Origin of the sequence: Collinsella aerofaciens (assembly GCF_028209625.1) — a bacterium.
In the GTDB taxonomy this organism is placed as follows: Bacteria; Actinomycetota; Coriobacteriia; order Coriobacteriales; family Coriobacteriaceae; genus Collinsella; species Collinsella aerofaciens_AM.
Genome location: NZ_JAQLDU010000008.1, coordinates 1 through 25,101, shown reverse-complemented (window position 1 = coordinate 25,101; position 25,101 = coordinate 1). Strand labels below are relative to the sequence as shown.

The following is a 25,101-nucleotide window of genomic DNA, read 5'->3' as shown; positions in this document are numbered from 1 at the left end:
TCACTCACCCGCCCTCGGCATCAAGACGATCATGCGCAGCTGGCCGGGCTCGCCCTCAAGGCGGTATGCCACGTTGCGCCCTTGCAGAGCGCTTTCGAGCTCTTGCGCAGCGGGCGTCTGCGAAAGATCTTCATCATCGCTGGAAAAAAGCGTGGCGCGCAGCTCGACACTGCACCGGTCATGGTCGCCCAAGTGATACATAAGCGCCGGATGGTCGGTGGTGTAGGCAAAAAACGCAAAGTCATACACGCAGTCGTACAGGGCGCTTACCGTACTGGCGTGCATCGGGCGCCGTATGGCGATAATCGAGGCGCAATCGACATCGATGGTGCGCAGGTCACTTGCAAGCTCGTTGGCGATGAGCTGAATGCGGTCGCGGTCAAAACCGCTCTCCCCGTGCTGTGCCAACGTGAGCGACCCCTTGCGTTTGCAATAGGCGACGAGCATCTTGGCGCGCTGCAGCATGCGGTAACGCTCGTGCGAAGATGCCTCATCGGTCAACGGCGGCAGCGAGCTCAACAGGTCGTACATCCCTTCGAGCGCACGGGCAAGCGCTTGGTCCACGTCTTGGACCAGTAAGGTCTCGGCCTCTTGGTCTGCCAAATGTGTCTTAAGGTCGTAGTCGGCGGCAAGCAGCTCATTTTGGCGTTGCAGCTCCATGCGACGATGCGCCAGTTCGCGATTGAGTTCGTTGAGCTCCGAGACGTCCTGGGCAAGGAGAGCCGATCCACCCAGCAGCGGAAAGGCGCGATACATTACATCGGGATCGGACGCCACGGCAAAGGCGTGAGCGTGCCCGTGCTCTTGGACCCGCAACTCCTCACGCACGCCTACCGGCATTGGCTTTGACACCGGCGTGACATAGACTTCCTGCAGGTCACGCGTTAGAACTTTGAGGTCAAGCGGCAAGGTGCCGAAAATACCGGCGATATCGTGGTACGACGGGATGACACCGCAATCGAGACAGATTTCCATCGCCACCACGCACAGGACGCAGTAGACAAGTGAAAAATTAAGCCTCCATGCCCAGGGCACACGCAGCGCATATGAAATGGCAAAGAACGCGCCGCCCAATAGGACAAGCGCGGCCGTGCCCGAGAAACGCTGAATACGAAAAGACGAGGACCGTCCTACCAAGATAAAAAAGGCAACGAAGTTAAAGGCTGTCCATACCAGAACGGTACCGTAGCCCCAACCATATGTGTAATCGTTGCTCCAGGTTCCACTCGATCGATCGAAATGGAAGACCTGCTGATGAACATCGTTAGTAAGCACAAAGCTGATAAGCAGGACAGCCATGACCCACAAAACGGTGCGGTACCGACGCCCCATACGATGCTGTTCCAAACCCGCGAGGCGCAGACCGCACAGCTGGTAGATCAGCGGAATGAGCGTCATGGGCACGTAGTACAGGTACCACAGCACGGTGGCATAGAACGGCGTGAACGACTTATATTTGAGGATGACCTCGATCATCCACAGGGCACAAATGGCGGCGATGGCAACAAGGCGGCGGCGCAAGACGTAGTCCAAGCAGCGTAGGTACGCCAACACACCCCAGATTGAAAATGCAATTGCGGCGACAAGCAGCGGGAGAGAGCTCGAGTGGACGAGCGCATCCACGACCTCTTCGGACACCTCGCTATAGGCGGGCACGGTGTTGGAAAGCTTGGGGTCGGAGGCGAACAGTGCCGGCAAGACTGCCAAAAGCATAAGGAACAGCGCGGTAATGGCGCCGGCGATAACAAAGACGCGGTGGCGATACACGCCATGCGATATGCCAACAAGGAATCGCGGCATGGCGAAGAGCCTGCCGCCCCTGGGATCCGCCACGGGTGCGGATCGGGCGGCCGCGTGGCCGATATGTCGCTCGCAGGTACCCATAGTGCTTTTAGTGTACCGACAGGCGGGCCCAAAAAGCGGGCCACATGTCCCAAAATCCGCCGACGGCGAGGGACGTCGCCAGCGACTAGTCGTTTAAGAACGTCCCCAATGACTAAGACAAAACGAGCGAGGATTTTTGGACGCCCAAATGGCGAGAGTGGATAATCTCCCACTTTGAGCCCACAAACAGGCTAAAAACGGGAGATTATCCACTCTCATTCTGCGGGCGCTCATTTAAGTACGTCCCCAATGAGTGCTTTCACTTCTTTTAACAAAACGCCCGGCGGGCATTAACTGCTCGCCGGGCGTTTTGGTTAGGAGGCTATGGTTGTTGGGAAGCCTTAGGCCAGGTCCTCGCCGTTCGTCTCGATGACGTGTTTGTACCAGTCGAAGCTCTTCTTTTTGGAACGCTTGAGGGTGCCGTTGCCCGCATCATCGCGGTCGACATAGATAAAGCCGTAGCGCTTGGACATCTCGCCCGTGCCGGCAGACACCAGGTCGATTGGGCCCCAGGTGGTGTAGCCCAGCAGGTCAACGCCGTCCTCGGTCACCGCATCGCGCATCGCGGCGATATGCTGGCGCAGGTAGTCGATACGGTAGTCGTCGTTGATGGAGCCATCCTCCTCGACAACATCCTTGGCGCCCAGGCCGTTCTCGACCACAAACAGCGGCTTCTGATAACGGTCGTACAGGTCGTTGAGGGTGATGCGGAAGCCCAGCGGATCGATGGCCCAGCCCCACTGGCTCTCCTGCAGGTAGGGGTTCTTGGCGCCGGCGAAGGCGTTGCCCTGGGTGCGCTCGACATCGGGGTTATCGGCACCGGCGGAGCAACGGGTGCTGTAATAGCTAAAGCTGATGAAGTCGACGGTGTTGGCGGCCAGGATCTCGCGGTCCTCATCCGTCATGCCCACATCGATGCCCAAACGCTCGAGCTTCTTGACGGCATAGGCCGGGTAGTAGCCGCGGCTCTGAACGTCGACGAAGAAATAGTTGCTCTGGTTGTCAATCTGCGCTTGGCGCACATCGCCCGGACGGCAGCTGTAGGGGTAGTAGCTACCTGCGGCAAGCATGCAACCGATCTTGACCTCAGGGTCGATCTCGTGAGCGATCTTGGTTGCCCAAGCGCCGGCGACGAGCTCGTTGTGGGCGGCCAGGTACTCGACGGCCTCCTTGTTCTCGCCCTCCTCAAAGACCAGACCGGCACCCATAAACGGCAGGTGCAAGATCATATTGATCTCGTTGAAGGTAAGCCAGTACTTCACCAGACCCTTGTAGCGGGTGAAGATCGTGGTCGCGAGGTTCTTGTAGAAGTCGATGAGCTTGCGGTTGCGCCAGCCGCCGTACTCCTTGATGAGGTAAATCGGGCAGTCGAAGTTTGTCGTGGCTTCAGTATCCCCGTAAGCAGCGCGCTACTCAACGGCAACGGCACAGGCCGATACTTCTTTTCGCGTGCAGGCGCCCGGCAGCCGCCCCGTCTGACACTTTTTGATACCTCCGCCCCCAACCACCACAAAGGGGGACAGGCACCTTTGTGGTGGTTGGGGGCGGTTTGTCTTGATCTGTAACAGGTAGGCCGCCAAAACCGGGACTGGTGTTACAGATTGAGATTGTTCGGTCTTTCCCCTGCAGTTTGTCTCGATCTGTAACAGGTAGAGACGATTTAGCCCGATAGATGTAACAGATTGAGACGGAAGATTCTAATCGCAGGCGATGTCGAGATTTTTGCCGACGAGGCCTACGTAGCCGCCTTCGGCTGCCTTGGGGCTGTCGGCGTGGCAGAGAACCCACTTGTCGGCCTTCCAGCAGCAGTAGCTGTCACCGGCGGCAGGCATGTCGGCTGCAGCCTCGGGGCGCGGGCCGTTGGTGCCCGCCGGCAGCGCCACCATCACCTGGAAGCCGCCGTCGTCGACCATGCAGGGCGTATAGTGGAGCGTGGTGTTGAAAACCTCGACAACCTTGCCCGCCGGCACGCGGAACGCCTTGACGCATGCGGTGTCGAGCTTGCCGTCCTCGATCTCCCAGCGATGCGCCACGAGCAGGATAAAGTCGCGCGCCCCCAGGTTGAACTCGCTCGCACGGTGGTACTCCAGGCAGTTGAGACGCGTGTTGTGGCCGTTGCACCAACCGAGCTGGAAGGGACGGCCGCCAAACATGAGAAAGCCCAGTTTATCGGCATCCTTGACGCCCTCGAGCTCCGGCGCACTTGCTACGTATTTGCTGCCCTCGGGAATGGGCGTGGCAGAGAGCGCCTCGAGCACGGGCGACGTGAGCTCGGACGGAACGTCATCCCAAACGTTGCCATAGGATTTGAATTCGGGATCGTTGACAGAGTAGATATGCATGTTCACTCCTGTTCGTAAATGTGACTATACGAACATTCTAGAACAAACATGAGCGATTTTGAACGCTCGTCCCGACCAATCAACAAAAAGGCGCCCCCGCATAAGCGAAGGCGCCCAATGCGCGCGTTTTGGGCGATAAAGCCCTTACGCCTGCTGATAGTGCAGGTGCTTCTCGTCGATATCGGCCAGGTCGCGGTTGAGGTAACGACGCGCGAGCCAGTTCGCCATGGGAAGGTTCTGGTCCAGGTAGTTACCGCACTCCTCGGGAGCGGCACCGGGGACATCGTCCTCAAAGCCGGCGACAAACTCGAACAGCTCACGCACGAGTGGCAGAATCTCCTCACTCGTCAGCTCACCAAAAACGACGAGGTAAAAGCCCGTGCGGCAGCCCATGGGGCCAAAGTAGACAATGCGGCTCGACCACTCGGCATGATTGCGAAGGAACGTCGCGCCCAGGTGCTCGATGGTGTGGCACTCGGCCGTGTTCATGACCGGCTCCTTGTTGGGCGTGGTCAGGCGCAGGTCAAACGTGGTGACGGCGGCACCGGTCGCCGGATCGCGGTCGATGCGGCTCACATACACGCCGGGCTCAAGCAGCAGATGATCAACGGAAAAGCTGGCGATGCGCTCCATGGCAGATCCTCTCGATAGTCAAATTGGGACGTGGCTCTTTTAGCTGGTTCGAATGGTCGCACTAATCATACCAGTCAAAAAAGCCCCGTCCCAAAAAGACAACTTAGCCAAGGACACGGGCCATACGCGTCTTGAACTCGGACAGGAAGCGCGGAGCATCCACGGTCAGTGCCACAAGCGCGCTCTTGTCCGGATCGGACAGGCGGCGCTCATCGCAGATGGTGCGGCCGCGATACTCACCCAGCAAGTCAACACGCAGGTTACAGCCGAGCGCACCCACGAGCGTTGGATCAATCGCCACGGCAACCGCCAGCGGATCATGCAGCGCGCAGCCGCCCAGGTAGGGCGCGTTCATCTCGTACGAGCCAATGTAGTGCTCGACCATGCTCGCAAATGCGCAGCCAGCCATAGTGCCCGAGCCCGTCCAGCCGGCAATGTCGCGGCGTGTGAGCACCACGCGATGCGTCACATCCAGACCCACCATGGTGAGCTTACGGCCCGAGCGCAGCACCGCGTCGGCTGCCTCGGGGTCGCTCGCCATGTTGGCCTCGGCGCCCGCGCTCACGTTGCCGGGCACGGTAAGGGCGCCGCCCATCACGACCACGCGGCCGATGGACATCATCGCCGCCGCATCGCGCTCCAGGGCGAGCGCCAGGTTGGAGAGCGGGCCAGTCGCTACGTAGACCAGATCGGGACCATAGGTACGCGCGGCATCGATCAGATAATCGACCGCCGCGTTGCCGTCGGCCGAGGTCGCTCCCACCGGCTCGTAGGGCGACGCGGGCACGCTCGCGCCGCCGATGCCGTTCTTGCCGTGAATGAGCGCGGTGGACGCCGGCGGCGTATAGGGCTCAGTCGCCTGCAGAGGACGGTCGGCACCCAGGTACACCGGAACCTCGGGGCGGCCCAGCAGATCGAGCACCGCCAGGCAGTTGTGCGCCGATTGCTCGACGCGCACGTTGCCAAAGCACGTGGTGATGCCCACGAGCTCCACCTCGGGGCTCGCGATGGCATAGGCGAGCGCCATCGCATCGTCCACACCCATATCCAGATCAAGGATCAGCTTCTTGGTTGCCATTGTTCTACTCCGCTTCTCCGTCTTTATCGTTTAACCAAACCAATGTTCAACTTCGGCGCGCGTGGGAATCGATTGCTGAGCGCCCAGGCGCGATACCGTCACTGCCGAGGCGCGAGCACCCGCGGCCATGCACTCAAAGAGTTGCAAGCCCTCTAGGCGAGCCGCCGCCAACGCACCGATAAACGTATCGCCGGCGGCCGTGGTATCGACTACCGTACTTGAAAGTGCCGGCATGCGCAGCAGCTCACCGCCATCGCCGAGCGCAACCGAGCCGGCACCGCCCAGCGTGATGACCGCGGCGCCGGCGCCCTTGTCGAGCAGCGCATTGAGCGCGGCGACGCAACTCGCATCATCCATGGGCAGAATGCCCGTCAGAACCTGGCACTCGGTCTCGTTGGGGCAGACCAGGTCGACCGCAGGCCACGCTCCTGCCGGCAGGTCGCAGGCGGGCGCCGGGTTAAAGATCGTATAGAACCCCAGCTCGTGAGCACAAGCAAGCGCCTCGGCCGTCGCCGCAAGGTCACATTCGCCCTGGGCAATAAAGACGCTTCCGACAGCCGGGGCAATCTCGCTGGCATCGCCGTCGAGCCCGTCGGCCACCAAGCGCCTCAGTGCGCGGGCAACGTCCTCGCCCGCAAGCGCATGGTTGGCGCCCGGCGACAGCACGATGCGGTTGTCGCTCTCACAGCGAATGATAGTCGCGGTACCGGTCTCCACGTCATCGCGACGCGCCACAAACTCAACGCCCACGCCGGCATCCTGGAGCCCTGCCACAAGCGCATCGCCAAAGGTATCGCGCCCAACAGCGCCGATCATGCACGTGCGCGCACCCATGCGCGCAGCGGCAACGGCCTGATTGGCTCCCTTACCGCCGGCGTTGGTGATAAAACCGTTGCCGCCGACGGTCTCGCCCGCACGCGGTATGCGCTCGCACGCCACCGAAAGGTCCATGTTCATACTGCCGAACACCGCAACGATGCCGCGATCTGCCATGGAAACCTCCTCATCTGCGGGCCTTATGCCCACCGTCGGCCGTCGATCGTGCACTCTCGCACCCCCTATAACTTTAGTTCACTTTGATGTGGACGCGCGCTTGAGCTTACGCCAGCAGCAAGCATTCACAGGGGCAGGCAGCTACAATGAATACGTGCTGATTATTCTCGTCATTGGATGATGTTTTATGGAACAATTCTCGCAATCGGGCTCGCGCGGTCGACGCCGCACGGGCAACGAGCCGGCGCCGCACGAACGCGTGAAGGGCGAACGCCGTGCCAACGAGCCGCGACGCACCGCGAGCCTCCATCGCGCTTCTGCCAACAACGCGGGCCGCGCCAACACTCCCGCCGCGGAGCAGACGCCCGCTCGCCCCAAGTCCCGCTACATCCCTGCCCTTGACGGCCTGCGCACGCTTGCCGTCGTCGCAGTGGTGCTCTATCACCTCAACCTCACGTGGGCTCAGGGCGGCCTGCTTGGCGTCACGATCTTCTTTGTGCTTTCGGGCTATCTGATCACGCGCTTGCTGCTCAACGAAGTCGCTAAGACCGGCCGCATCGACCTTAAGAGCTTCTGGATTCGCCGCATCCGTCGCCTAGTCCCCGCCGTGGTAACGGTAGTGTTCGTGACCTGCGCGCTGTGCACCATCTTTAACCACGTGATGCTCACCAAGATGCGCCCCGACATCCTGCCGTCGCTGCTGTTCTTCAACAACTGGTGGCAGATTGCCCAAAACGTCTCGTACTTCAATGCTCTGGGCGACCCCTCGCCGCTTACGCACTTTTGGTCGCTTGCCATCGAGGAACAGTTCTACCTGATTTGGCCGCCACTGCTGTTTGCCATGGTATCCATGCATGTGAGCAAACCCAACACGCGCCGCGTGGTTCTGGGCCTTGCCGCGGTATCTGCCCTCGCCATGATGGTGCTTTACAACCCTGCCGCCGACCCCAGCCGCGTGTACTACGGCACCGACACCCGCGTGTTCTCGCTGCTGCTGGGTGCCTGGATGGCCTTTATCCCCGATCGCGACCTGGCGCCGGTGCGTCTCGCTCATCGTTTGGGGCTCAATCGCCTGGCTGGCGCCGCCAAGCACGGCAAGAACGCCGAGGGCAAGCCTAGCGAGAAGGCCGACAACGCAGCCGAGACCGTCCCGGCACAGCCGAGCGCCCTCGTGCGCTTTTGGTCCTCGCCCGCATCCATCGATGTGTTGGGCGTCGTGGGTCTGGTTGGCCTTGCCGCCATGGTCGCGCTCACCAACGGCTACACCGCGTTCCAGTATCGCGGCGGCACGCTGCTATGCTCCATCCTCACGCTCATGGTCATCGCGGCCTGCGTGCAGCCCCAGGGAATGGTTGCCCGCGCACTGTCCGCCGAGCCGCTCGTGTGGGTTGGCAAGCGCTCGTACAGCATCTACCTGTGGCACTATCCGCTACTGCTGCTCATGAACCCGGTCGCCAACATCAACGATACGCCGTGGTGGCAGTACATTTTGCAGGTGTTGTTGGTGGTCGCCGTAGCCGAATGTTCATATCGCTTTATCGAGACGCCGTTTAGAAAGGGCGCCTTTGGGCGCACCGTATCCGAGTTCCGCGACGGCACCACCACGCCCGCCAACTGGGTGCGCGCGCACGCCCCTGTCTGCGCAGCCTGCGCTGTCGTGTTGGTCGTTGCACTGGGCGGCCTGATCTTTGTGCCCGAGACGTCTGCGCTGAGCGGCGAGGGCGCCGAAGTCCTCAACAAGGAAGCCAAAAACACCGCGCCCGCCGACCAACAGGCAGCCGACGACACCGACAAGGACAACGACGGCTTCCCCGATGGCTCCTACGATCTGCTTATGATCGGCGACTCCGTGTCGCTGCGTGCCGTAGACACCTTTGACGGCGTGTTCCCGCACAGCCATATCGATGCCGAAAAGGGCCGCCAGTTTGATGCGGGCCGCGCGACATTTGAGGGCTATCTCCAACAGAACCTTGCCGGCAAGATCGTGGTCTTTGCACTGGGCACCAACGGCTTGGTAACCGACGACCAGGTCGACGCGATCATGGCCGACGCCGGCGAGCAGCGTACTGTCGTGTTTGTAAACACGCGTAGCCCGCAGCCGTGGGTCGGGTCCACGAACCAGGCCATCGCCAACGCCGCCACGCGCTACAAGAATGTACGCGTTGTCGACTGGTACGGGTACAGCGCCAACCGCAACGACCTGTTCGACGGCGACGGCACGCACCTGTCGACTACCGGCGTGACCGAGTACCTCAACCTGATCCACGATGCGGTCAAGAAAGACCTGCCCGTGCACCCCGAGGACCACGTCAACGATCCGCAGCCGGCAGCCGTCAAATCCGCCGCCGACGCACTCGTCAATGCCCTCGCCTACAAGCCACACAAGCTGGGCACCGACAAGTAGCACGCAGCAAAATCTGTGTACACCCGCAGCAACCAACCAAAAATCGCTCTTTTCGAGCCGGCTCCGAGAGGCCATGGGCAAAAAAGAGGCCGCAGCCCATGGCCGCGGCCCGCTCGAAACCCAAAAGAGGCGCTACGCGCTGTAGCCCATCGCCTGCAGGACAAACATGACGACCGTTAGCACCGTAATCACGCCGATAGTCGCCCACGTGAGCACGTTCCACACGCGGCCGTTGCGGTTGGCACCCATAATGTGACGGTCGGCGGCGATAACCACCTGGAACACCAGAACCACGGGCAGTAGCACGCCATTGATGACCTGCGAGGTCATCATAATCTGGAACAGATCGACACCGGGCATAAGCACCAGCACGGCAGAGATGCCGATGATGACCGTAATGATGCCGCGATAGACCGGGGCCTCGTCCCAGCTGCGATCGGCACCGCGCTCCCAGCCAAATGCCTCGCAGATAGCACTCGACGTAACGCCCGGCAGCACGCAGGCAGCCAAGAAGCTCGCCGCGACCAGGCCCGAGGCAAACAGTACCGTAGACCACTGACCCGCAATAGGCTCCAGCGCGCGGGCAGCATCGGCAGCATCGCTAATCTGAATACCCGCCGGGAACAACACCGTACCGGTCGTGATGATAATAAAGCCGGCAATGACATCGGCGGCAAGCGAGCCGCTCACGGTATCGATGCGCTGCAGCACGATATCGTCCTCGCCCGCGTTCTTATCGACCACGTTGTTCTGCGCCAAGAAAATCATCCATGGCGCGATGGTGGTACCGATCGTTGCGACCACGAGCGACACGTAGCTGGGATCATTTTGAATGTTAGGCACGACCAGGTCGACCGCGACCTCACCCCAGTTGGGGCCAGCCATAAACGCGGCAACGATATAGGTCACGAACACGCAGCTCACCAGCAGCAGAATCTTCTCGATGCGCTGGAAACTACCCGACATGGTAAGCATCCACACCAGCAGCGCCACCAACGGCACCGAGATGCTCGCCGGCACGCCAAAAAGAGCAAGGCCGCTGGCGATGCCCGCAAACTCCGAAATGGTCACAGCCGTGTTGGCGATCAACAGCGCCGCCATAGCAAGTACACTCTTGCGCACGCCAAAGCGCTCGCGAATGAGCGATGCCAGGCCCTTGCCCGTGACGCAGCCGCAGCGCGCCGCAGTCTCCTGCGTCACGATGAGCAGCACAGTCATGACGGGAAGCATCCAGAGCATCTTATAGCCATAGCTGGCGCCCGCGCTGGAATACGTTGCAATGCCGCCGGCGTCATTGCCCGAAAGCGCCGCCAGCAGACCGGGACCCATAGCACCAAAGATGGCCGCGATGGTCAGCTTTTGCTTGGTGCCCGACTTTTGCTTGGTATTTTGCACGCGACCACCTAGCCCATGACTGACATGGCGAGCAGCACCGCGGCGATGCAATACGCCACACACGAGATCATGACGGCAATAACGTTCATGGCGGTGCCCGACGTGTTGAGGTCATGCTCGTCACGCCAGAACAGCACCGTCAGGTAAATCACGGCACTCATGTTGCCAACCAAGCAAATGATGGCAGCGATATTAAAGCACCCGGTAAAGAGTTGCTCCTCAAACATGGGCGCATCGGGGAATGCAGCGGTGCGCACCAGCTGGGCGCACAGGTAGGTCACGAGTGACAGAATCAGGCCCATGCCCGTGCTCTGGAAGAAGAATCCCAGATACGGCTTGGGCTCGTCGTCGTGACCGTCATACTCCAGGAAGTAGTTCTTGACGAACGACACCATGCGCGAGGCCGCCAGCAGCACGAGCGGCATGGCGCACATGGGGAACACCACCAGATGCGCGGAGCCGAGCGCCGTTCCCAGCACGGTCGCCATGATGCACGATGCGATGCCCCATACAACAACCCAGTACTGACGATGCACGAACCAGCTGAGCACGTTCGTCGAGTCGTCCGACGCGCTATCGCCCGAGCCGACACCGGCGATCTGCAGGTCCTCCTGATGCTCCTCGGCGATAACGTCCATGGCGTCGTCGAAGGTCACGATACCCAGGATGTGGCGGTTCTCGTCGCAGACGGGGATGGCAACCAGGTCGTACTTGGTCATCTCGTCCGTCACGTCTTCCTGGTCCTCGTCGGGCGACACATAGACCAGGTCGCGATAGGCCAACTGACCCAGCGTGGCGTCGCGGTCGGCTACGATCAGCGTGCGCAGCGAAAGCACGCCGGTCAGCATGCCACTCGGATCCTCGGTATAGACGTAATAGACGCTCTCGAAGTCCTCGTCGAGCTCGCGAATCGCCTCGATGGCGTCACCGACCGTTGCCGTAGCGGGCAGGGAGACAAACTCCGAGGTCATGATGCGGCCGGCGGTGTTGTCCTCATACCCCAGCAGGTTACGAATCGCCTTCTCCTCCTTGACGCCCATCAGGCGCAGGAGCTTCTCGGCCTTCTCGTAATCAAGCTCGTCGATCAGGTCGGCAGCGTCGTCCGGGTCCATCATGGCCAGCATCGACGATGCGTCGGTGTCGGACAGGCCCTCGAGCATCTCGGTCATAAGCTCGTCGTCATCGAACTCCGAGATGGCCTCGGCGGCCTGGGCAGTATCGAGCTGCGCAAACACCTGCGCACGCAAGCGCGGGTCGAGCTGCTCGATAATGTCGGCGATGTCGGCAGGGTGCAGCTCGCCGAGCGTCTTGTGCGACACCGAGAGTTGAATGTTCTTGGTCGAGCGGTCGAGCAGGTCCATGTAGGACCAGGCGATAATGTCCTCGCTGAGCGGCTTGCCCAGGTGCTTCATAAAGCCCTCGACGACGTGCTCGAGCGCGGGGCTGATTGCACGCAGCAGACCGCGGGCGCCGACCTCGGCACCCAGCAGGCGCAGCTGATTTTCGCCCGACATGGAAAACTTGATGTCGTTGACGCGCACGACCTTCATGCCCTGCGTGTCGACGATCTGCTTATTGAGAACATCGCGCGCCAGCAGGAGCTCGGTCGGCTGCAGGTACGAGAAGCGAATATTGGTGGCAGACGTATTGAGATACACGCCTGTCTCATCGATGCGGTCGACCCATTTGCGCCAGCTGATCATGAACGGCGTCTTGCCGGGACCGCGGAACGCGAGCGACGTCACGTGCGGAAAAACTTCGCCGGTTGCAATGCCAAAATCGTTGACCACGCCGAGCTTTTCGCCGTCGACGTCCAAGACTGGCAATTTGAGCATCTCACTCAGATAATTCAATGGTGCTCCCCATCATTATTCCTCCGGGCGCGGCCGCGCGTGCGGCGTCCGGGGGCTTCTGGATATGTATACGCATGCGCGGGCGGCACGCCGCTCGACGCTTACACCCCGTGCATGCGCAAAAAGCACCTGCATGGGGTCATCGACTGTATGGTCGAGGTTTGGATTTCACCTGTAACCTTTCTCTTGACCCTCATTAACCGCAGTAACTATAGCATCAGCATCGCCCTGCGGCATCGAATTTATGCGCTGCACATTGCAGGCATACCAAACGCTGACGTATCCGTGACATAGCCATTGGGGACGTTCTTAAACGACTACCCAATGACTACTCTGTGGTGTCATCGTCCTCGGCAAGTTGGGGGAACACGGCGTCCTTGGGCATGGTGACCTTCGTCAGCGAGGTGAGCTTTTTGCTCAATGCCGTGTCCGTCTTAACCAGGTCGCTGAGCGTCACGATCTTGTAGCCGTCGGCGACAAGACCGTCGATAATCTGCGGCAGCGCCTCGAGCGTCTGCTCGGCGCATTCGTCTCTATCGGTGAGCAGCACGATATTGCCCGGCGTCACCGAATCGAGCACCGTTGAGACCTGCTCGTCGGCACCGTTGAGCAGCCAGTCGCCCGAGTCAATATTCCACGAGACCACGGCGGAGACCAGGTCCATCGCATCAATCCAGTTTTGCTCGTCAAAGGCAGCGTAGGGAGCACGCAGCAGCATCGTCTTCACGCCGGTCGCCGACTTAATCGCATCGGTGCCTTTCGCGATCTGCTCGCGTACCGCCTCACGGTCCTGACCCTTGAGCGAATCGTCGCTGTAGCTGTTGGATCCGATCTCGCACCCGGCATCGACAATCGCCTTGGCCGTGGCAGGCGAGGCCTCGGCCGCATCGCCCGACAGGAAGAACGTCGCGGTGACGCCCTTTTCCTTGAGTACCTGCAAAATCTGCTTGGTCGCACCGCTCGGACCCTCGTCAAACGTCAGCGCCACGTACTTTTCGTTGCCCTTGGGCGCCACGCTGGCGCACGCAACGACGCAATCGGTGGCGGGCACAACCTCGCCGCGGTCCTGCGTCTTGCCCGACTGCTCACCGACCCACACCTCGGAGCGGCCCTGGACACCCCACGTCTGCACATACTCGATGGCGCCCGTGCCCTCGACCTTGAGCTTGGGCTCGATAACCGTAGCCTGAACCTCATGCTTCTCGTAGGTGTTACGGCCATCCTTGACCGTCACCTTCTCGCCACCCTCAAGTTCGCGGCTATCCCATTTGCCCTGTTTTATGCGCTTGCCGTCCACCTTAACCGACAGCTTTTCGCCGCCATGGCGCTTGAGCACGCTGTCATCGACGGCCAGCAGGTCGCCTGCGTCGTAGGTGTCAGTCAACTCCTGGTCGTCGATGAGATTCTGCAGCGTAGAGCCCACGCGCACCGCGGTCTTTTGCCCGTTGAGTTCCACGTCCACGCTGCGGTTGACGTAGCCCACGACGGCAGCGATAAACAGCACGAGCGCACAGCCCACGGCAATGAGCGCATAGGGCAGACGGGACGGTCGGCGCGGCGAGCGCCCGTTGCCGATGCGCGCGCTGCGGTCGCTAAACCCGCGGCTATGGTTGAGGTACATCGCGCCGGGCTTACGGCGGCGACGGCGCTGACCGCTGGGCAGCTGCCCCAGGTCGCGGCGCGCCGTCGGACGCGCACCCGAACGCCCGTTTAAGTTGGATCCGTTTTGGCGCATGTGCCCTCCCCCTTAAACACAGCAAGCCGGAGCAACAGGTCTCCGGCTTGCCTCCCATCATTTGGTACGTCGCTATTTTGTAGCTTTAGACGAGCCTCCGCTCGCCTTTTGGTATTCGTCCTTAAAGGCCTTGAACATGCCGCGCGTCTTGCCGAGCTGCTTGCCCAGTGCGCGACTGCCCTTGTCCACGGCAACCGACCCCTTGTCGTCGAGCACCTTGGCGCCCTTTCTGACCTTGTCGCCCACCACGACGCTGGCCTCGGCGGCCTTGGCAGCCGCACCGCCCGAATACCCGAGCGACTTGACCTCGTCCGAGACGACCATCGCGCCGTTCTCGTAGCCGCGCAGCATCGTCGGCGGCACCTGCGTGTCACCAACCAAAACACTCGAAGCAGCACCGGCGGTCACATAGAATGCCTGCACGATGCCCGAGCGTGGCTTAAACTCAACGTCCGAGCAATAGCCCACGACGTCGCCCGATTCCGTGCGCACGTCCATACCGACCCAGATGATGCAATCGTCCAGGTTGATGTCGAGGCGCTTGGCGGCGGCGGCATCGTACGTGTCCTTGACGTCATCGACCGCAATGGCGCCCTCGTAGACACCAATGGCGTCGAGCGCTACGAATCGATCGGGACGCTCGATCATGCCCGCGATATCGGACTGGCGGACCATAAAGCCGACCACGCGCGTACCGCCCGGGGTAAAGACCGGAAAGTGAATCTTTCCGAGCTTTTTAGGGCTGCGCGGTGTGCCGTCCTTTTTGGTGCGCTTGTCCTCGGTAGGCTTGCGATAGATCTTGGCGCCGACAAAATCCCCGGCGCGCATTATGCCTCGGTCGAGGGCTCCGCAGCCTCGGCATCAGCCTCGACGGCGTTCTCGACCACGACGTCGGCGGCAGGCGTCACGTTGCCACCCGAAATGGCGTCGTTGAGCTGCTCGCGCAGCTGGTCCATGCGCTCGCGGGCCAGGTCGACCTTGGCGCGTAGGTCGTCAGTCTTGGCGTCGACCATCGGGCCAAAGTCATTCACCGCAGCACGGGCCTCCTCGGCGCTGTGCTCGTAGGTGTCGCGCATATTGTCCCAGGCGTCGTTGGCGATATCGGCAGCCATGGCGCGGGTCTCGGCGCCCGAGCGCGGAGCCAGAGCAACACCGATAATAGCGCCGGCAGCAGCACCAAAAAGTGCGCCGGAGACAAAGCTGAAAGTCTTACCCATGATCATTCCTCTCCTGCGGGCACGTCGGTGCCCACCGTTTGAATGCTGTCCATTATACCCGCAGCGCATCACTTGCCGCTCCGCTCATCTGCGTACGGCAAAGGTGCAGGTGCGTGATGGTGATAAACGCGTAGGCCTACTCCTGAGGCATAGCCGGCATGGCCACCGTGGCACCCGGGTCCTCGCCGGCGCCGTCCACGAGCGGCAGGCCGCCCTCATGCGCAGGTCCTGCCGGAACCGTCGCCGCACCGCCAAAGACGGCAGCGGAGGCCTCGTGGTTCTCGGCAACCGCGCCCTCGGTATCAATCGCCACCTGGGGCTCGTCGTCAAAGTTGGGGACGCCCTGGGGCTCGGTGGGAACGGGCTCGGCGGTCGCATCGGCAACGGGCTCGGCGTCGACCGGCACATCGCCCTCGTCAGCGCCCTCGTCCTCGGCAGCATCTTCGCCGTTCGCGGCGGCGACGGCCTCGTGAGGATCCTTGCCCTCGGCCTCGGCGCGCATGCCCAGCACCAGGTTGCGCAGGCCCGCGACCGTGCCTTCCACGTCGGGGGCAGGCTGGTCGGCGTGCAGGTACGCCCAGTCCATCATAAAGGTGGCCGACGACAGCGCACCGATGGCCAGTGCGTCGTCGGGACACGAAAGCTCGACCTCAAAGACACGCTCGTCATGCTCGCTTACGCGCGTGCGGCCGCACGAGATGCTACCGGCAAGACCGGTCTCGTTCATGAGCTCGACCGTCACGTGCTCCAGCAGGTGGCAGAGCTCGGTCTGACCCATGCAGTCCTGGAACTCGCGGCCGGAATCGCCCAGGCACAGGTGCTTGGCAATCGCCGGCACCAGGTAGTACACGCGCGCCGTGGCCTCTATGTCCTCCGAGGTCATGAGCGGCATGCCGGGGTTCACCAGCACATGCGCGCAGATCTTGTCCTCGCTGACGGTGACCTTAAGGATGTTGAACAGGCCTGCCATAACTCTCCCCTACTCTTCCTTGTCCTACTCGTCGCCGTCGTGCGGATTCGCGGAACCCGCACCCGACGTCGTCGGCTCGTCTGCCGAAGACTCGGAATCCTTCTTATCGGTTTCGGCCGGAGCGATCACGCGAATGAGCGAGATGCGCTGGCCACGCATCGACTGCACTTTAAACTTGTACCCCGCGACCTCAAACACCTCTCCGATGTCGGGCACCGAGTCACAAAGCTCCAAAATCCAGCCGGCGATGGTCTCATAATCATCGCTTTCCTCGAGCGGCCAACCAAGCTCAATCGCGTCATCGCACGAAAAACGCCCATCGACGAGCCACTCGCGGCGTGAGAGGCGCGTGAGGTACTTGTTGTCGGGGTCGAACTCGTCCTCGATCTCGCCGACGATCTCCTCGACGATGTCCTCGATGGTGATAATACCGGCCGTGCCGCCGTACTCGTCCACGACCACTACGATCTGGTCGTGCGAGGTCTGCATCTCGGACAGCAGCGGCAGGATGTCCTTGGTGTCGGGCACAAAGGTGGCGTCGCGCAAAAAGTCGGCGATAGGCTGGTCGCCCTTGCCATCGAGCGAAGGCTGGATCAGGTCCTTGATGTGCGCGATGCCGGCGACGTTGTCGGGATCCTCGTGATAGACGGGGATGCGGCTAAAGCCGGTCTGGCGCATGGTGGACAGCACGTCGGCGACCGTCTCGTCATCCTCGCACATGGTGGTGTCCACGCGCGGCACCATGACCTCGCGGGCAACGGTGTCGCCCAGGTCGAAGATCTCGTGGATCATGCGCTTTTCCTCGTCGAGCAGGTCGTCCTGCTCCGAGACCATGTACTTGATCTCTTCCTCCGAGACGTTCTGGCGGTCGTCGGCGCTCTTGATGCGCAGGATGCGGGCCAGGCCGTCGGAGCAGGCACCGGTCAGCCACACGAGCGGGCGGGCGATCTTTTGGAATACGGAGAGCGGTCCCACGACCTGCTTGGATACGCCCTCGGCGTTAGCAAGGCCGATGCGCTTGGGCACGAGCTCGCCGATCACGATGGATACGAAGGCGACGGCGACGGTGATGATGACCGGCGCCAGGCCGCGCGCGATGGCGGAGAGCGGCGCGATGCCAAAGCTCATGAGCCACGTGGCGAGCGGGTCGGACAGGCTCGTCGAGGCGACGGCAGACGAGGCGAAGCCCACGAGCGTGATGGCGACCTGGATGGTGGCGAGCAGTTGGTCGGAGTCGGCAGCCAGCTTAATGGCACGCTCGGCGCGCTTGTCGCCTTCCTCGGCCTCGTGCTCCAGCACGGCGCGCTTGGCCGTGGTGAGCGCCATCTCGGACATAGAGAAGTAGCCGTTGATGAGGGTCAAAACGAGGGTGGTGATAAGGGAGATGGTTATGTCCATCGGGAGTTTCTCGAACCTCCAAGATTCGGGACGTTGGGTAGTAAGCGTAGGTGACGGGTAGGGCAATTGCGCCGGCGCCCAAACAAGGACGCGAGCGCGCAGGCGTGGTCGCTAGATTACGAAGAGGATCACCGCCATGAACTGGAAGATACTGCCGGCGAGCACCCACAGGTGGAACACACTGTGCAGATAGCGCACGTTTTTGGCGATATAGAACGGCACGCCCGCGGTGTAGCACACGCCGCCGACGGCGAGCAGGGCAAGTGCCACGGGGTTGAGCAGTGCCACAAGTTCGGGCAGCTTAAAGACGACAAGCCAGCCCATCAGCAGGTAGACCAGGCCGCTTACCCAGTGCGGTTGACGCTCGCGCATAAAGCACTCGAGGGCGATGCCGATAATGGCGATGGCCCATACGGCAAAGAACAGCACAGCGCCGCCGTCGTTTGCGAGCGTGATGAGGCAAAACGGCGTATAGCTGCCGGCTATGAGCAGGTAGATGCAGCTGTGGTCGATGATGCGGAACACGCGCTTGGCGCGCGCGGGTTGAATCGCATGGTAGAGCGTGGAGGCTAGGTACTCGAGGATGATGCTGACGCCATAGACAATTGCCGCGGCCATGTGGGCCGGGCCACCGCCGCGCAGTGCAGCGAATACGATCAGGAGCACCAGACCCGCGATACCCAGCAAGCAGCCGACACCATGGGTGACGGAGTTCATGATCTCCTCGCCCACCGTGTAGTGCGGAACGGCCGCGATCTTGGGTCGCGGCTTGGAACTGTCGCTCGAATCGGACATGCCGGTTACATCCTCCAATGTAAAGAGTTCTCAACACTATATCAAAGCGTCTGGGTACGTGCGAAATTTGCACCATACGTGACCCTTTGTTTACCCATTCTTTGCTTGTTGACGCATCAACGGCGAACATCCATAATGCGCTTGTTTTAAATGTTGATGTATTAACATCTTATAGGAGAATACCGCATGGCTCAAAACGAACATTCCCATCGAAAGCTCAAGATAGCCGGCATCGTTGCACTGGTGGTTGTCATTGTGCTGCTCGGATTTGCCGGCAACTTTCTGTTTGACTTCGCGCTGAATCCCCGCGCGCCATACACCATGAAGATGATGCAGGACGGCAAGGACGACAAAGAAAGTGAGCAGCCGGATGCCGAGGGAACCGAGGCGCGGGCATGGTTTAAAGAGAACCGCGAGAGCAGCAGCCTCACCGCAGATGACGGAACCGAGCTCTCCGCTTGGTATTTTGCCGCCCCAGAGAGCACGCACAATTACGCTATCTGCCTACACGGATACACCGATGAGCCCATCGGTATGGCCCGATACGCCAAACGATTCCATGACCGCGGCATGAACGTGCTCGCGCCTGCCGCCCGTGCCCACGAGCGCTCCGGCGGCGACTATATCGGCATGGGCTGGCCCGAGCGGCTCGATGTCGTTGCATGGATTGGGCGGATCGTTCAGGCTGACCCCGAGGCGCGCATCCTGGTCTTTGGCGAGTCGATGGGTGCGGCAACCGCCATGGACGTCGCGGGGGAATCTTTGCCGTCCAACGTGAAATGCATTATCGAGGACTGCGGTTATACAAGTGTTTGGGACGAGTTTTCCCTGCAGCTCAAGGACGTGTTCGGCCTGCCCAGCTTTCCCTTGCTCGATGTAGCAAACTTGGTGTGCGACGCGCGCGCGGGCTACGACTTTCATAAGGCAAGCAGTGTGGAGCAACTCAAACACGCGACGGTTCCCATGCTGTTTATCCACGGCGACCAGGACACCTTTGTGCCGTACGACATGCTCGACCAAAACTACGACGCGTGCTCCAGCAAGGTCAAGCAAAAGCTCACCATTCATGGCGCCACCCACGCCAAGAGTGCGCAAGTTGACCCCGAGCTCTACTGGAACACGGTCGACGACTTCCTCGGAAAGAATTTTTAGGCAAAAAGCAACGTCCGGGGCTTTATCTGGCCCCCTATTTTCGGAAGTATGCGGCAAAATCTGGAACTGCCGACCAGACCGCAGTTTTATCAACAATTTATCAGGGGTTTTGTTGCCAAAAAACGTCGTGTGCTCGGCGGTCTCGAAATTTGCCGCATACTTCCGAAAAGCCGCCCGTGGGCGCTGTGCTCACGGGCGGCTTTTGCTCGACTTGCGCCACAAAGGCGCTTGTTTTGTCCAATAGCTAAGAGCTACTTGACCTCGATGAGCTCGTACTTGCTCGTGCCCAGGCCGATCTTCTCGGCATGCGCGATGCACGCGCGCCAGTCGGTGTCGGGATGCGTGATGCAGAAGGGATCCTTGGCCTGCTCGCCCTCCAGATGCTCGTGATTATGCTCCATCTTGGCCGCGCTGTCGGTAAGCTCGGTGTTAGGCAGCGGCTCGGACGCCAGGACGGCGTCGGCGCAGGCCTGGTCGATGGCGACCGGGTCGAAGCTCGCGAACATGCCGATGTCGTTGACGATGGGCGTGTCGTTTTCGGGGTGGCAGTCGCAGTTGGGGCTGATGTCCATGGCAAGCGAGATGTGGAAGCTGGGGCGATCCTGAACAATGGCCTTCGTGTACTCGGCGATCTTGTAGTTGAGCACGTCGGCCGCGGCATCATAGTCGGGCTTGATGCAGTCCTGGTTGCACGCCGCAATGCAACGGCCGCAGCCCACGCAGCGATCGTGGTCGATAGCGGCGACGTGAACCGTACGGGTGTTGCCGTTGGCAAGCTCGCGCTCACGCGTACCGTCAAACGTGATGGCGCTGTGCGCGCATATCTTCTCGCAGGCACGGCAACCTACGCAGTTGGTGGTATCGACGCTCGGCTTGCCAGCGGCGTGCTGCTCCATCTTGCCGGCACGGCTGCCGCCGCCCATACCCAGGTTCTTCATGGCACCGCCAAAGCCGGCCTGCTCATGGCCCTTAAAGTGGGTGAGGCTGATCACGATATCGGCATCCATGAGTGCCTGGCCGATCTTGGCCTCGTGCACGCACTCGCCGCCCTCGACCGGAACGAGCGCCTCGTCGGTACCCTTGAGTCCGTCGGCGATGATGACCTGGCAGCCCGTGGCATACGGGGTAAAGCCATTCTGGTAGGCGGTGTCGATGTGCTCGAGCGCATTTTTGCGGCTACCCACATAGAGCGTGTTGCAGTCGGTAAGGAAGGGCTTGCCGCCCAGCTCCTTCACGACATCCGCGACGGCGCGGGCGTAGTTGGGGCGCAAAAAGCTCAGGTTGCCCAGCTCGCCAAAGTGAATCTTAATGGCGACGAACTTGTTCTCAAAGTCGATCTGCTCAATGCCGGCGCGACGGATGAGGCGCTTAAGCTTGTCAAGCTGGCTCTCGCGAGCATGCGTGCGCAGGTTGGTGAAGTACACCTTAGCGGGTGCTGCGGGTGCAGTTGCGGTCATAGTTATATCCCCTCGGTCTATATGGCGTTACAGACATAGAGGATGGTACCCATTGAAGTGGGGTTGAAGTCAAGCGCAACGCCGAGTCGCTACGGCCACTCATTGGGGACAGACTTAAATGAGTGCCGCCAGGGACAGTCCTTGCCAGTCCGGCCGGCGAGCCGGCGAATCGGCAAAGACTGTCCCCGATGACTACTCCTGCACCTTGAGGGCTTCGGCCAGGCTGACGCGCTTGATGGAGCGCGTGTGTAGCAGCGCCACGACCAGGTAGGTCGCAAAGCCGATGCCGACGCATGCAGCCATGGACCAAGCGGGCACGTAGATCTCGATATTGCCGTTATAGGCGAGCAGCATCGAGCGGAAGATGGCCGTGAGCGAGCCAATAATGACCGGCAGGCTCAGCACGAGCGACGCCGCCACGCACAGCGTGATCGAGCGGATGTACAGATGCGAGATCTCGCTATCGCGATAGCCAAAGACTTTCATGTAGCTGATCGAACGGGCGCTGTGGTCGATCACCGCCTTGGTCAGCAGGTACATAAACAGCAGGAAGATAAACACCGCGAGCCCGACCATCATGCCGATCATTTTGCTCATCATGCCGATGAACTGGTCACCCACGGCGCGCATGTCGTTGGGCGTGGTGTCACCGGCAAAGTAACGAGCATCGAGGTCGAGCTTCTCGTCGCTCACATAGCCGTTAAAGTAGGCGGCGTCGTTGCCGAACAGCTCGTTAAAGTCATCGATGCTCATATAGATATTCATGTCCGACTTTGAACCCCAGATACAGTCCTTACCCGCGTACTCAAGAGAATAATCCCGAGCCTCGTACTTGTCGCGAAGCTCGACCTTCTGGCCCTCGCTCCAGCCAAACTTATCGAGCAGACCGCCGCCAAAGACGACGCGCCCGTCGCCGACGTTGAGGTCTTTCCAATAGCGCGAATGAGATGAAATGCCGTAGACGGAAATCGTCTCCTCGCCATTACCATCGCCGCGGTCGTATTGCAGCTGGTAAAAGGCATATTTCTCGGCCTGCGCGATTGCGCCCGCGCCGTTGTCGGTCGTGTTGATCGGGTGAATGTCGTCGTTGTCGGTGTCGATCTTAGAGGCCTTGTCGATCAGGTCGATGGCCTCATCGCGGTCGCAGCCGAGGGCATCGGCAAGATCGTCGAGGCGTGCGTAGAGCGCATCCTTCTTGTCCTTGACCTTAGCAAGCGCATCCTGCGCTGCAGTCAGGCTCTCGGCAGACGGAGATGCGGTCGCGGCATCGGCTGCCGTCTGCGCCGCATCGGCCGCGTCGTCAAGCTCGTCATCGGCATCCTGGGCGGCGGAGAGCAGCGCGCCGTCAATCGACTGCAAGCGCTCGAGCGCCGACCACTGCTCGCGCTCCTCGGCAGTGCCCTCGAGCTCCAGCGGCGCCTTGAGTGTGTACTGATGCTCGGCGACCAGGCTCGTCTCGAGGTTGTCCGCGTAGTGCGTCATCGTGGGCAAAATCGCCAGGCCAAAGAGCAGCAGCAGCGAGGCGAATGCAATGCCCACGAAGAGCGTGGCGAAGTTGCCCAGGTTGCGCAGGAAGACGCGCAGGCGGAAGCGCGAGACAAAGCCCATGCGCTCCGGCAGCTGCAGGCCGCGCTTGGTGCCCGATTTGCCGCTCGCCTCGTGACGAAGGAACTGCAACGGCGTCTTGCCCATCTTGCGAAGCAGGCCCACCAGCGTGATGAGAATGAGCGCGGCGGCGGGAACCACGGCGCACTTCACAAAGATCTCCCAGCTCCAGTACACCTGGAAGGGCGGCAGGCTGTACGAGCCGTAGTAGAGACCGCGCATGGGCTCGGTAAAGAACGCAACGCCGAGAGCGGTGCCCAGTAGCGCCGCGGCCACGCCTACGATGGCGGGAAGCGCTAGGTAGTGCAGCACGATTTCGCGACGGCGATAGCCGCTGGCGAGCAGCGTGCCGATAATGGCGCTCTCCTCCTCGATGGTGGCGTCGGTGAGCACCACAAAGACAAACGCCATGATCACGATGATGATGTCGAGCAACGTCATCCACATCATGGAGTCGCCGTCCACGTCGTCGCGCGCATAGCCAATGCCCTGATTGGAATCGGCATCGATCAGATCGTCCACGCGCGCATCGGCATCGGTCAGCGCCTCGACCATATCCTGCTCCGCATCGATGCGATCCGCGGTGGGGAGATCGCGATCGGCAAAGGTGAAGGAGTAGGTGTAGGCAGGCGCGCCGCCGGCGTCCTCAAGCGCGGCAAAGCCGGCGTCGGTGACCTCGGCCACGCCGTACGTGATGGTGTTCACCGTAAAGTCCGAATTGTCGAGGAACAACGCCTGGCTATCGGGCTGGGTCATGATGCCGCAGATGGTGTAGGTGCGGCCCTCAAGCTCGACCTTATCGCCCACGGCGAGGTCGTTGTTGGTGGCGAAGACACGGTCGATTGCCACCTCATCGTCCGTCTTGGGCTGCCTGCCTTCGCAGTAGGACGCAATGTCAACCTTGGTGCGATGCGCGTAGGTGCGCAGGGTGCGCTTGGTGCCGTCGTCGCCAGCCGCCTTTTTGATGATGGCGTCGATAGAGAAGTTCTTGTAGAACGTAACGCCGCCGACGTCCTCAGCCGCGTCTTCGGCAGCCTTGAGCTGATCTTTGGTGGCCTCGAAGGAGGTAGTCACGCGGCCGTCCTCAATCGTGTAGTCGTCGCGCATGTCGTCAATGAGGCAGCCGATGGAATGCGCCGCGAGCAAAAAGCCCGACGTGAGGGCGATGCTTCCGCACATAAGCAAAAAGATGCCCAGGTACTTGCCGATATTGCGGCGCAGCTCGCGCGGGAGACGTTTTGCGAGAGGTGTCATGGCGCCGCCTACCAATCGAGCTCGGCGGCCGCGACGGGCGACTCGTTGAGCTCGTCCTCGACGATGCGCCCGTCGCGCAGGCGCAGCACGCGATTTGCCATGCGCGCGATGGCGGCATTGTGGGTGACAATGATGATGGTGCAGCCGTAAGTGCGGTTGACGTCCTCCATGAGCTGCAAGATTTCCTTGGATGTCTTGTAGTCGAGCGCGCCCGTGGGCTCGTCGCACAGCAGCAGGCCCGGGTTTTTGACGAGCGCACGACCGATGGCGCAGCGCTGCTGCTGGCCGCCCGAGACCTGACGCGGGAATTTGTTGCGGTGTTCGTAAAGGCCCAGCGAGCGTAGGAGGTCGTCGATGTTGAGCGGTTTTTTGGACAGGTGCGCCGTGACCTCGATGTTTTCCTTGATAGTAAGGTCGGGCACCAGGTTGTAGAACTGGAAGACAAAGCCCAGCTCGCGGCGGCGGTACTCGCCCAGATCGGCAGGCTTGAGCACGGTGAGGTCGCAGCCGTCCACCATGATGGAGCCGCCGTCGGCATCCTCCAGGCCGCCAATGAGGTTGAGAAAGGTCGACTTGCCCGAGCCCGAGGGCCCCAGCATGACGCAGATCTCGCCGCGGTTGATGGACGTGTCGATGCCATCGAGTACCGTCAGGCGCGCATCACCGTCGCCGTAGTGTTTCTTAAGCCCGCTGACCTGGACATAGGCTCGCTTTGTCGCCATCTTATCCCCCGTTGTTAGCCATCTGCTACTTTTCTAGGTTAATAGTAAACCCGGGCGAACTATTTTTAAGCGACGTGCGCGAACTATTTTCCAACCTACTCATTGGGGACAGACTTAAATGACTGAAACCACTCATTTGAACTGCATCCCATTTCTTGGACTTTGAAATTAAGGTTCGAGAAAAGGGAGGCATCGGAAATGCCCCGCAGGAAGA

Annotated in this window: 19 protein-coding genes; 2 read left to right on the top strand and 17 right to left on the bottom strand. The window is 61.0% G+C overall.

All coding sequences use genetic code 11. The annotated features are described in order from the left end of the window. From PMW70_RS05155 to PMW70_RS05130, 6 genes are all read right to left on the bottom strand, one after another. On the bottom strand, positions 1 to 1,800 hold the full coding sequence (locus PMW70_RS05155) for a histidine kinase N-terminal 7TM domain-containing protein (protein WP_271744072.1): 1,800 nt from the start codon (positions 1,798 to 1,800) through the stop codon (positions 1 to 3). A gap of 425 nt (positions 1,801 to 2,225) precedes the next feature. Next, positions 2,226 to 3,245, bottom strand: a complete 1,020-nt coding sequence (locus PMW70_RS05150; protein WP_271744105.1) for a family 1 glycosylhydrolase — start codon at positions 3,243 to 3,245, stop codon at positions 2,226 to 2,228. A gap of 336 nt (positions 3,246 to 3,581) precedes the next feature. Next, positions 3,582 to 4,226, bottom strand: a complete 645-nt coding sequence (locus tag PMW70_RS05145) for a DUF4867 family protein (RefSeq protein ID WP_271744071.1) — start codon at positions 4,224 to 4,226, stop codon at positions 3,582 to 3,584. A 144-nt stretch (positions 4,227 to 4,370) separates the two neighbouring features. Next, the gene (locus tag PMW70_RS05140; protein WP_271744070.1) at positions 4,371 to 4,859 is read right to left on the bottom strand and encodes an S-ribosylhomocysteine lyase; all 489 of its coding nucleotides are present in this window, start codon (positions 4,857 to 4,859) and stop codon (positions 4,371 to 4,373) included. A gap of 103 nt (positions 4,860 to 4,962) precedes the next feature. Further along, the gene (locus tag PMW70_RS05135) at positions 4,963 to 5,937 is read right to left on the bottom strand and encodes a nucleoside hydrolase (RefSeq protein WP_271744069.1); all 975 of its coding nucleotides are present in this window, start codon (positions 5,935 to 5,937) and stop codon (positions 4,963 to 4,965) included. A gap of 30 nt (positions 5,938 to 5,967) precedes the next feature. After that, on the bottom strand, positions 5,968 to 6,930 hold the full coding sequence (locus PMW70_RS05130; protein ID WP_271744068.1) for a ribokinase: 963 nt from the start codon (positions 6,928 to 6,930) through the stop codon (positions 5,968 to 5,970). Positions 6,931 to 7,117: 187 nt separating this feature from the next. Here PMW70_RS05130 and PMW70_RS05125 point away from each other — a divergent pair, with 187 nt between their 5' ends. After that, positions 7,118 to 9,334, top strand: coding sequence for an acyltransferase family protein (locus tag PMW70_RS05125; protein WP_271744067.1), 2,217 nt, complete (start codon positions 7,118 to 7,120; stop codon positions 9,332 to 9,334). A 132-nt stretch (positions 9,335 to 9,466) separates the two neighbouring features. Here the strand turns inward: PMW70_RS05125 and PMW70_RS05120 are convergent, their stop codons facing one another. From PMW70_RS05120 to trhA, 8 genes are all read right to left on the bottom strand, one after another. Then, on the bottom strand, positions 9,467 to 10,663 hold the full coding sequence (locus PMW70_RS05120; protein WP_271744104.1) for an Nramp family divalent metal transporter: 1,197 nt from the start codon (positions 10,661 to 10,663) through the stop codon (positions 9,467 to 9,469). 74 nt (positions 10,664 to 10,737) lie between these two features. After that, on the bottom strand, positions 10,738 to 12,582 hold the full coding sequence (locus PMW70_RS05115) for a magnesium transporter (RefSeq protein WP_271744066.1): 1,845 nt from the start codon (positions 12,580 to 12,582) through the stop codon (positions 10,738 to 10,740). A 328-nt stretch (positions 12,583 to 12,910) separates the two neighbouring features. Continuing rightward, the gene (locus PMW70_RS05110) at positions 12,911 to 14,317 is read right to left on the bottom strand and encodes a polysaccharide deacetylase family protein (protein ID WP_271744065.1); all 1,407 of its coding nucleotides are present in this window, start codon (positions 14,315 to 14,317) and stop codon (positions 12,911 to 12,913) included. Between the two features lie 72 nt (positions 14,318 to 14,389). Then, the gene (locus tag PMW70_RS05105; protein WP_271744064.1) at positions 14,390 to 15,145 is read right to left on the bottom strand and encodes a PRC-barrel domain-containing protein; all 756 of its coding nucleotides are present in this window, start codon (positions 15,143 to 15,145) and stop codon (positions 14,390 to 14,392) included. Continuing rightward, positions 15,145 to 15,534, bottom strand: coding sequence for a YtxH domain-containing protein (locus tag PMW70_RS05100; RefSeq protein ID WP_117778776.1), 390 nt, complete (start codon positions 15,532 to 15,534; stop codon positions 15,145 to 15,147). Before PMW70_RS05100 ends, PMW70_RS05105 begins: the two co-directional genes overlap by 1 nt. 136 nt (positions 15,535 to 15,670) lie before the next feature. Further along, a complete protein-coding gene (locus PMW70_RS05095) occupies positions 15,671 to 16,504 on the bottom strand; it encodes a cyanophycin synthetase family protein (RefSeq protein ID WP_233504106.1) in 834 nt (277 codons plus the stop codon). A 24-nt stretch (positions 16,505 to 16,528) separates the two neighbouring features. Continuing rightward, the gene (locus PMW70_RS05090; protein WP_271744063.1) at positions 16,529 to 17,902 is read right to left on the bottom strand and encodes a hemolysin family protein; all 1,374 of its coding nucleotides are present in this window, start codon (positions 17,900 to 17,902) and stop codon (positions 16,529 to 16,531) included. Positions 17,903 to 18,013: 111 nt separating this feature from the next. Further along, positions 18,014 to 18,697, bottom strand: a complete 684-nt coding sequence (trhA, locus tag PMW70_RS05085; protein ID WP_199407916.1) for a PAQR family membrane homeostasis protein TrhA — start codon at positions 18,695 to 18,697, stop codon at positions 18,014 to 18,016. A gap of 186 nt (positions 18,698 to 18,883) precedes the next feature. Here trhA and PMW70_RS05080 point away from each other — a divergent pair, with 186 nt between their 5' ends. Then, positions 18,884 to 19,849, top strand: coding sequence for an alpha/beta hydrolase (locus tag PMW70_RS05080; protein ID WP_271744062.1), 966 nt, complete (start codon positions 18,884 to 18,886; stop codon positions 19,847 to 19,849). 251 nt (positions 19,850 to 20,100) lie between these two features. On the opposite strand, the gene PMW70_RS05075 is transcribed toward PMW70_RS05080, so the two are convergent. The 3 genes from PMW70_RS05075 to PMW70_RS05065 form a co-directional block, all read right to left on the bottom strand. Further along, positions 20,101 to 21,306 carry a DUF362 domain-containing protein gene (locus tag PMW70_RS05075; RefSeq protein WP_271744061.1) on the bottom strand — a complete coding sequence of 402 codons (1,206 nt, stop codon included), beginning with the start codon at positions 21,304 to 21,306 and terminating at the stop codon, positions 20,101 to 20,103. A gap of 192 nt (positions 21,307 to 21,498) precedes the next feature. After that, positions 21,499 to 24,165 (bottom strand): ABC transporter permease, encoded by a 2,667-nt coding sequence (locus PMW70_RS05070; protein WP_271744060.1) that lies wholly within the window; start codon positions 24,163 to 24,165, stop codon positions 21,499 to 21,501. 8 nt (positions 24,166 to 24,173) lie between these two features. Further along, positions 24,174 to 24,887, bottom strand: a complete 714-nt coding sequence (locus tag PMW70_RS05065; protein ID WP_271744059.1) for an ABC transporter ATP-binding protein — start codon at positions 24,885 to 24,887, stop codon at positions 24,174 to 24,176. Positions 24,888 to 25,101 lie beyond the last annotated feature (214 nt).

Excerpts from the sequence above, each read along its gene's own strand:
- PMW70_RS05155 (WP_271744072.1), bottom strand. The coding sequence starts at position 1,800 with ATGCCGCGATTCCTTGTTGGCATATCGCATGGCGTGTATCGCCACCGC.
- PMW70_RS05145 (WP_271744071.1), bottom strand. The coding sequence starts at position 4,226 with ATGCATATCTACTCTGTCAACGATCCCGAATTCAAATCCTATGGCAAC.
- PMW70_RS05140 (WP_271744070.1), bottom strand. The coding sequence starts at position 4,859 with ATGGAGCGCATCGCCAGCTTTTCCGTTGATCATCTGCTGCTTGAGCCC.
- PMW70_RS05135 (WP_271744069.1), bottom strand. The coding sequence starts at position 5,937 with ATGGCAACCAAGAAGCTGATCCTTGATCTGGATATGGGTGTGGACGAT.
- PMW70_RS05130 (WP_271744068.1), bottom strand. The coding sequence starts at position 6,930 with ATGGCAGATCGCGGCATCGTTGCGGTGTTCGGCAGTATGAACATGGAC.
- PMW70_RS05125 (WP_271744067.1), top strand. The coding sequence starts at position 7,118 with ATGGAACAATTCTCGCAATCGGGCTCGCGCGGTCGACGCCGCACGGGC.
- PMW70_RS05120 (WP_271744104.1), bottom strand. The coding sequence starts at position 10,663 with ATGGGTCCCGGTCTGCTGGCGGCGCTTTCGGGCAATGACGCCGGCGGC.
- PMW70_RS05110 (WP_271744065.1), bottom strand. The coding sequence starts at position 14,317 with ATGCGCCAAAACGGATCCAACTTAAACGGGCGTTCGGGTGCGCGTCCG.
- PMW70_RS05105 (WP_271744064.1), bottom strand. The coding sequence starts at position 15,145 with ATGCGCGCCGGGGATTTTGTCGGCGCCAAGATCTATCGCAAGCCTACC.
- PMW70_RS05100 (WP_117778776.1), bottom strand. The coding sequence starts at position 15,534 with ATGGGTAAGACTTTCAGCTTTGTCTCCGGCGCACTTTTTGGTGCTGCT.
- PMW70_RS05095 (WP_233504106.1), bottom strand. The coding sequence starts at position 16,504 with ATGGCAGGCCTGTTCAACATCCTTAAGGTCACCGTCAGCGAGGACAAG.
- PMW70_RS05090 (WP_271744063.1), bottom strand. The coding sequence starts at position 17,902 with ATGGACATAACCATCTCCCTTATCACCACCCTCGTTTTGACCCTCATC.
- trhA (WP_199407916.1), bottom strand. The coding sequence starts at position 18,697 with ATGTCCGATTCGAGCGACAGTTCCAAGCCGCGACCCAAGATCGCGGCC.
- PMW70_RS05080 (WP_271744062.1), top strand. The coding sequence starts at position 18,884 with ATGGCTCAAAACGAACATTCCCATCGAAAGCTCAAGATAGCCGGCATC.
- PMW70_RS05075 (WP_271744061.1), bottom strand. The coding sequence starts at position 21,306 with ATGACCGCAACTGCACCCGCAGCACCCGCTAAGGTGTACTTCACCAAC.
- PMW70_RS05070 (WP_271744060.1), bottom strand. The coding sequence starts at position 24,165 with ATGACACCTCTCGCAAAACGTCTCCCGCGCGAGCTGCGCCGCAATATC.
- PMW70_RS05065 (WP_271744059.1), bottom strand. The coding sequence starts at position 24,887 with ATGGCGACAAAGCGAGCCTATGTCCAGGTCAGCGGGCTTAAGAAACAC.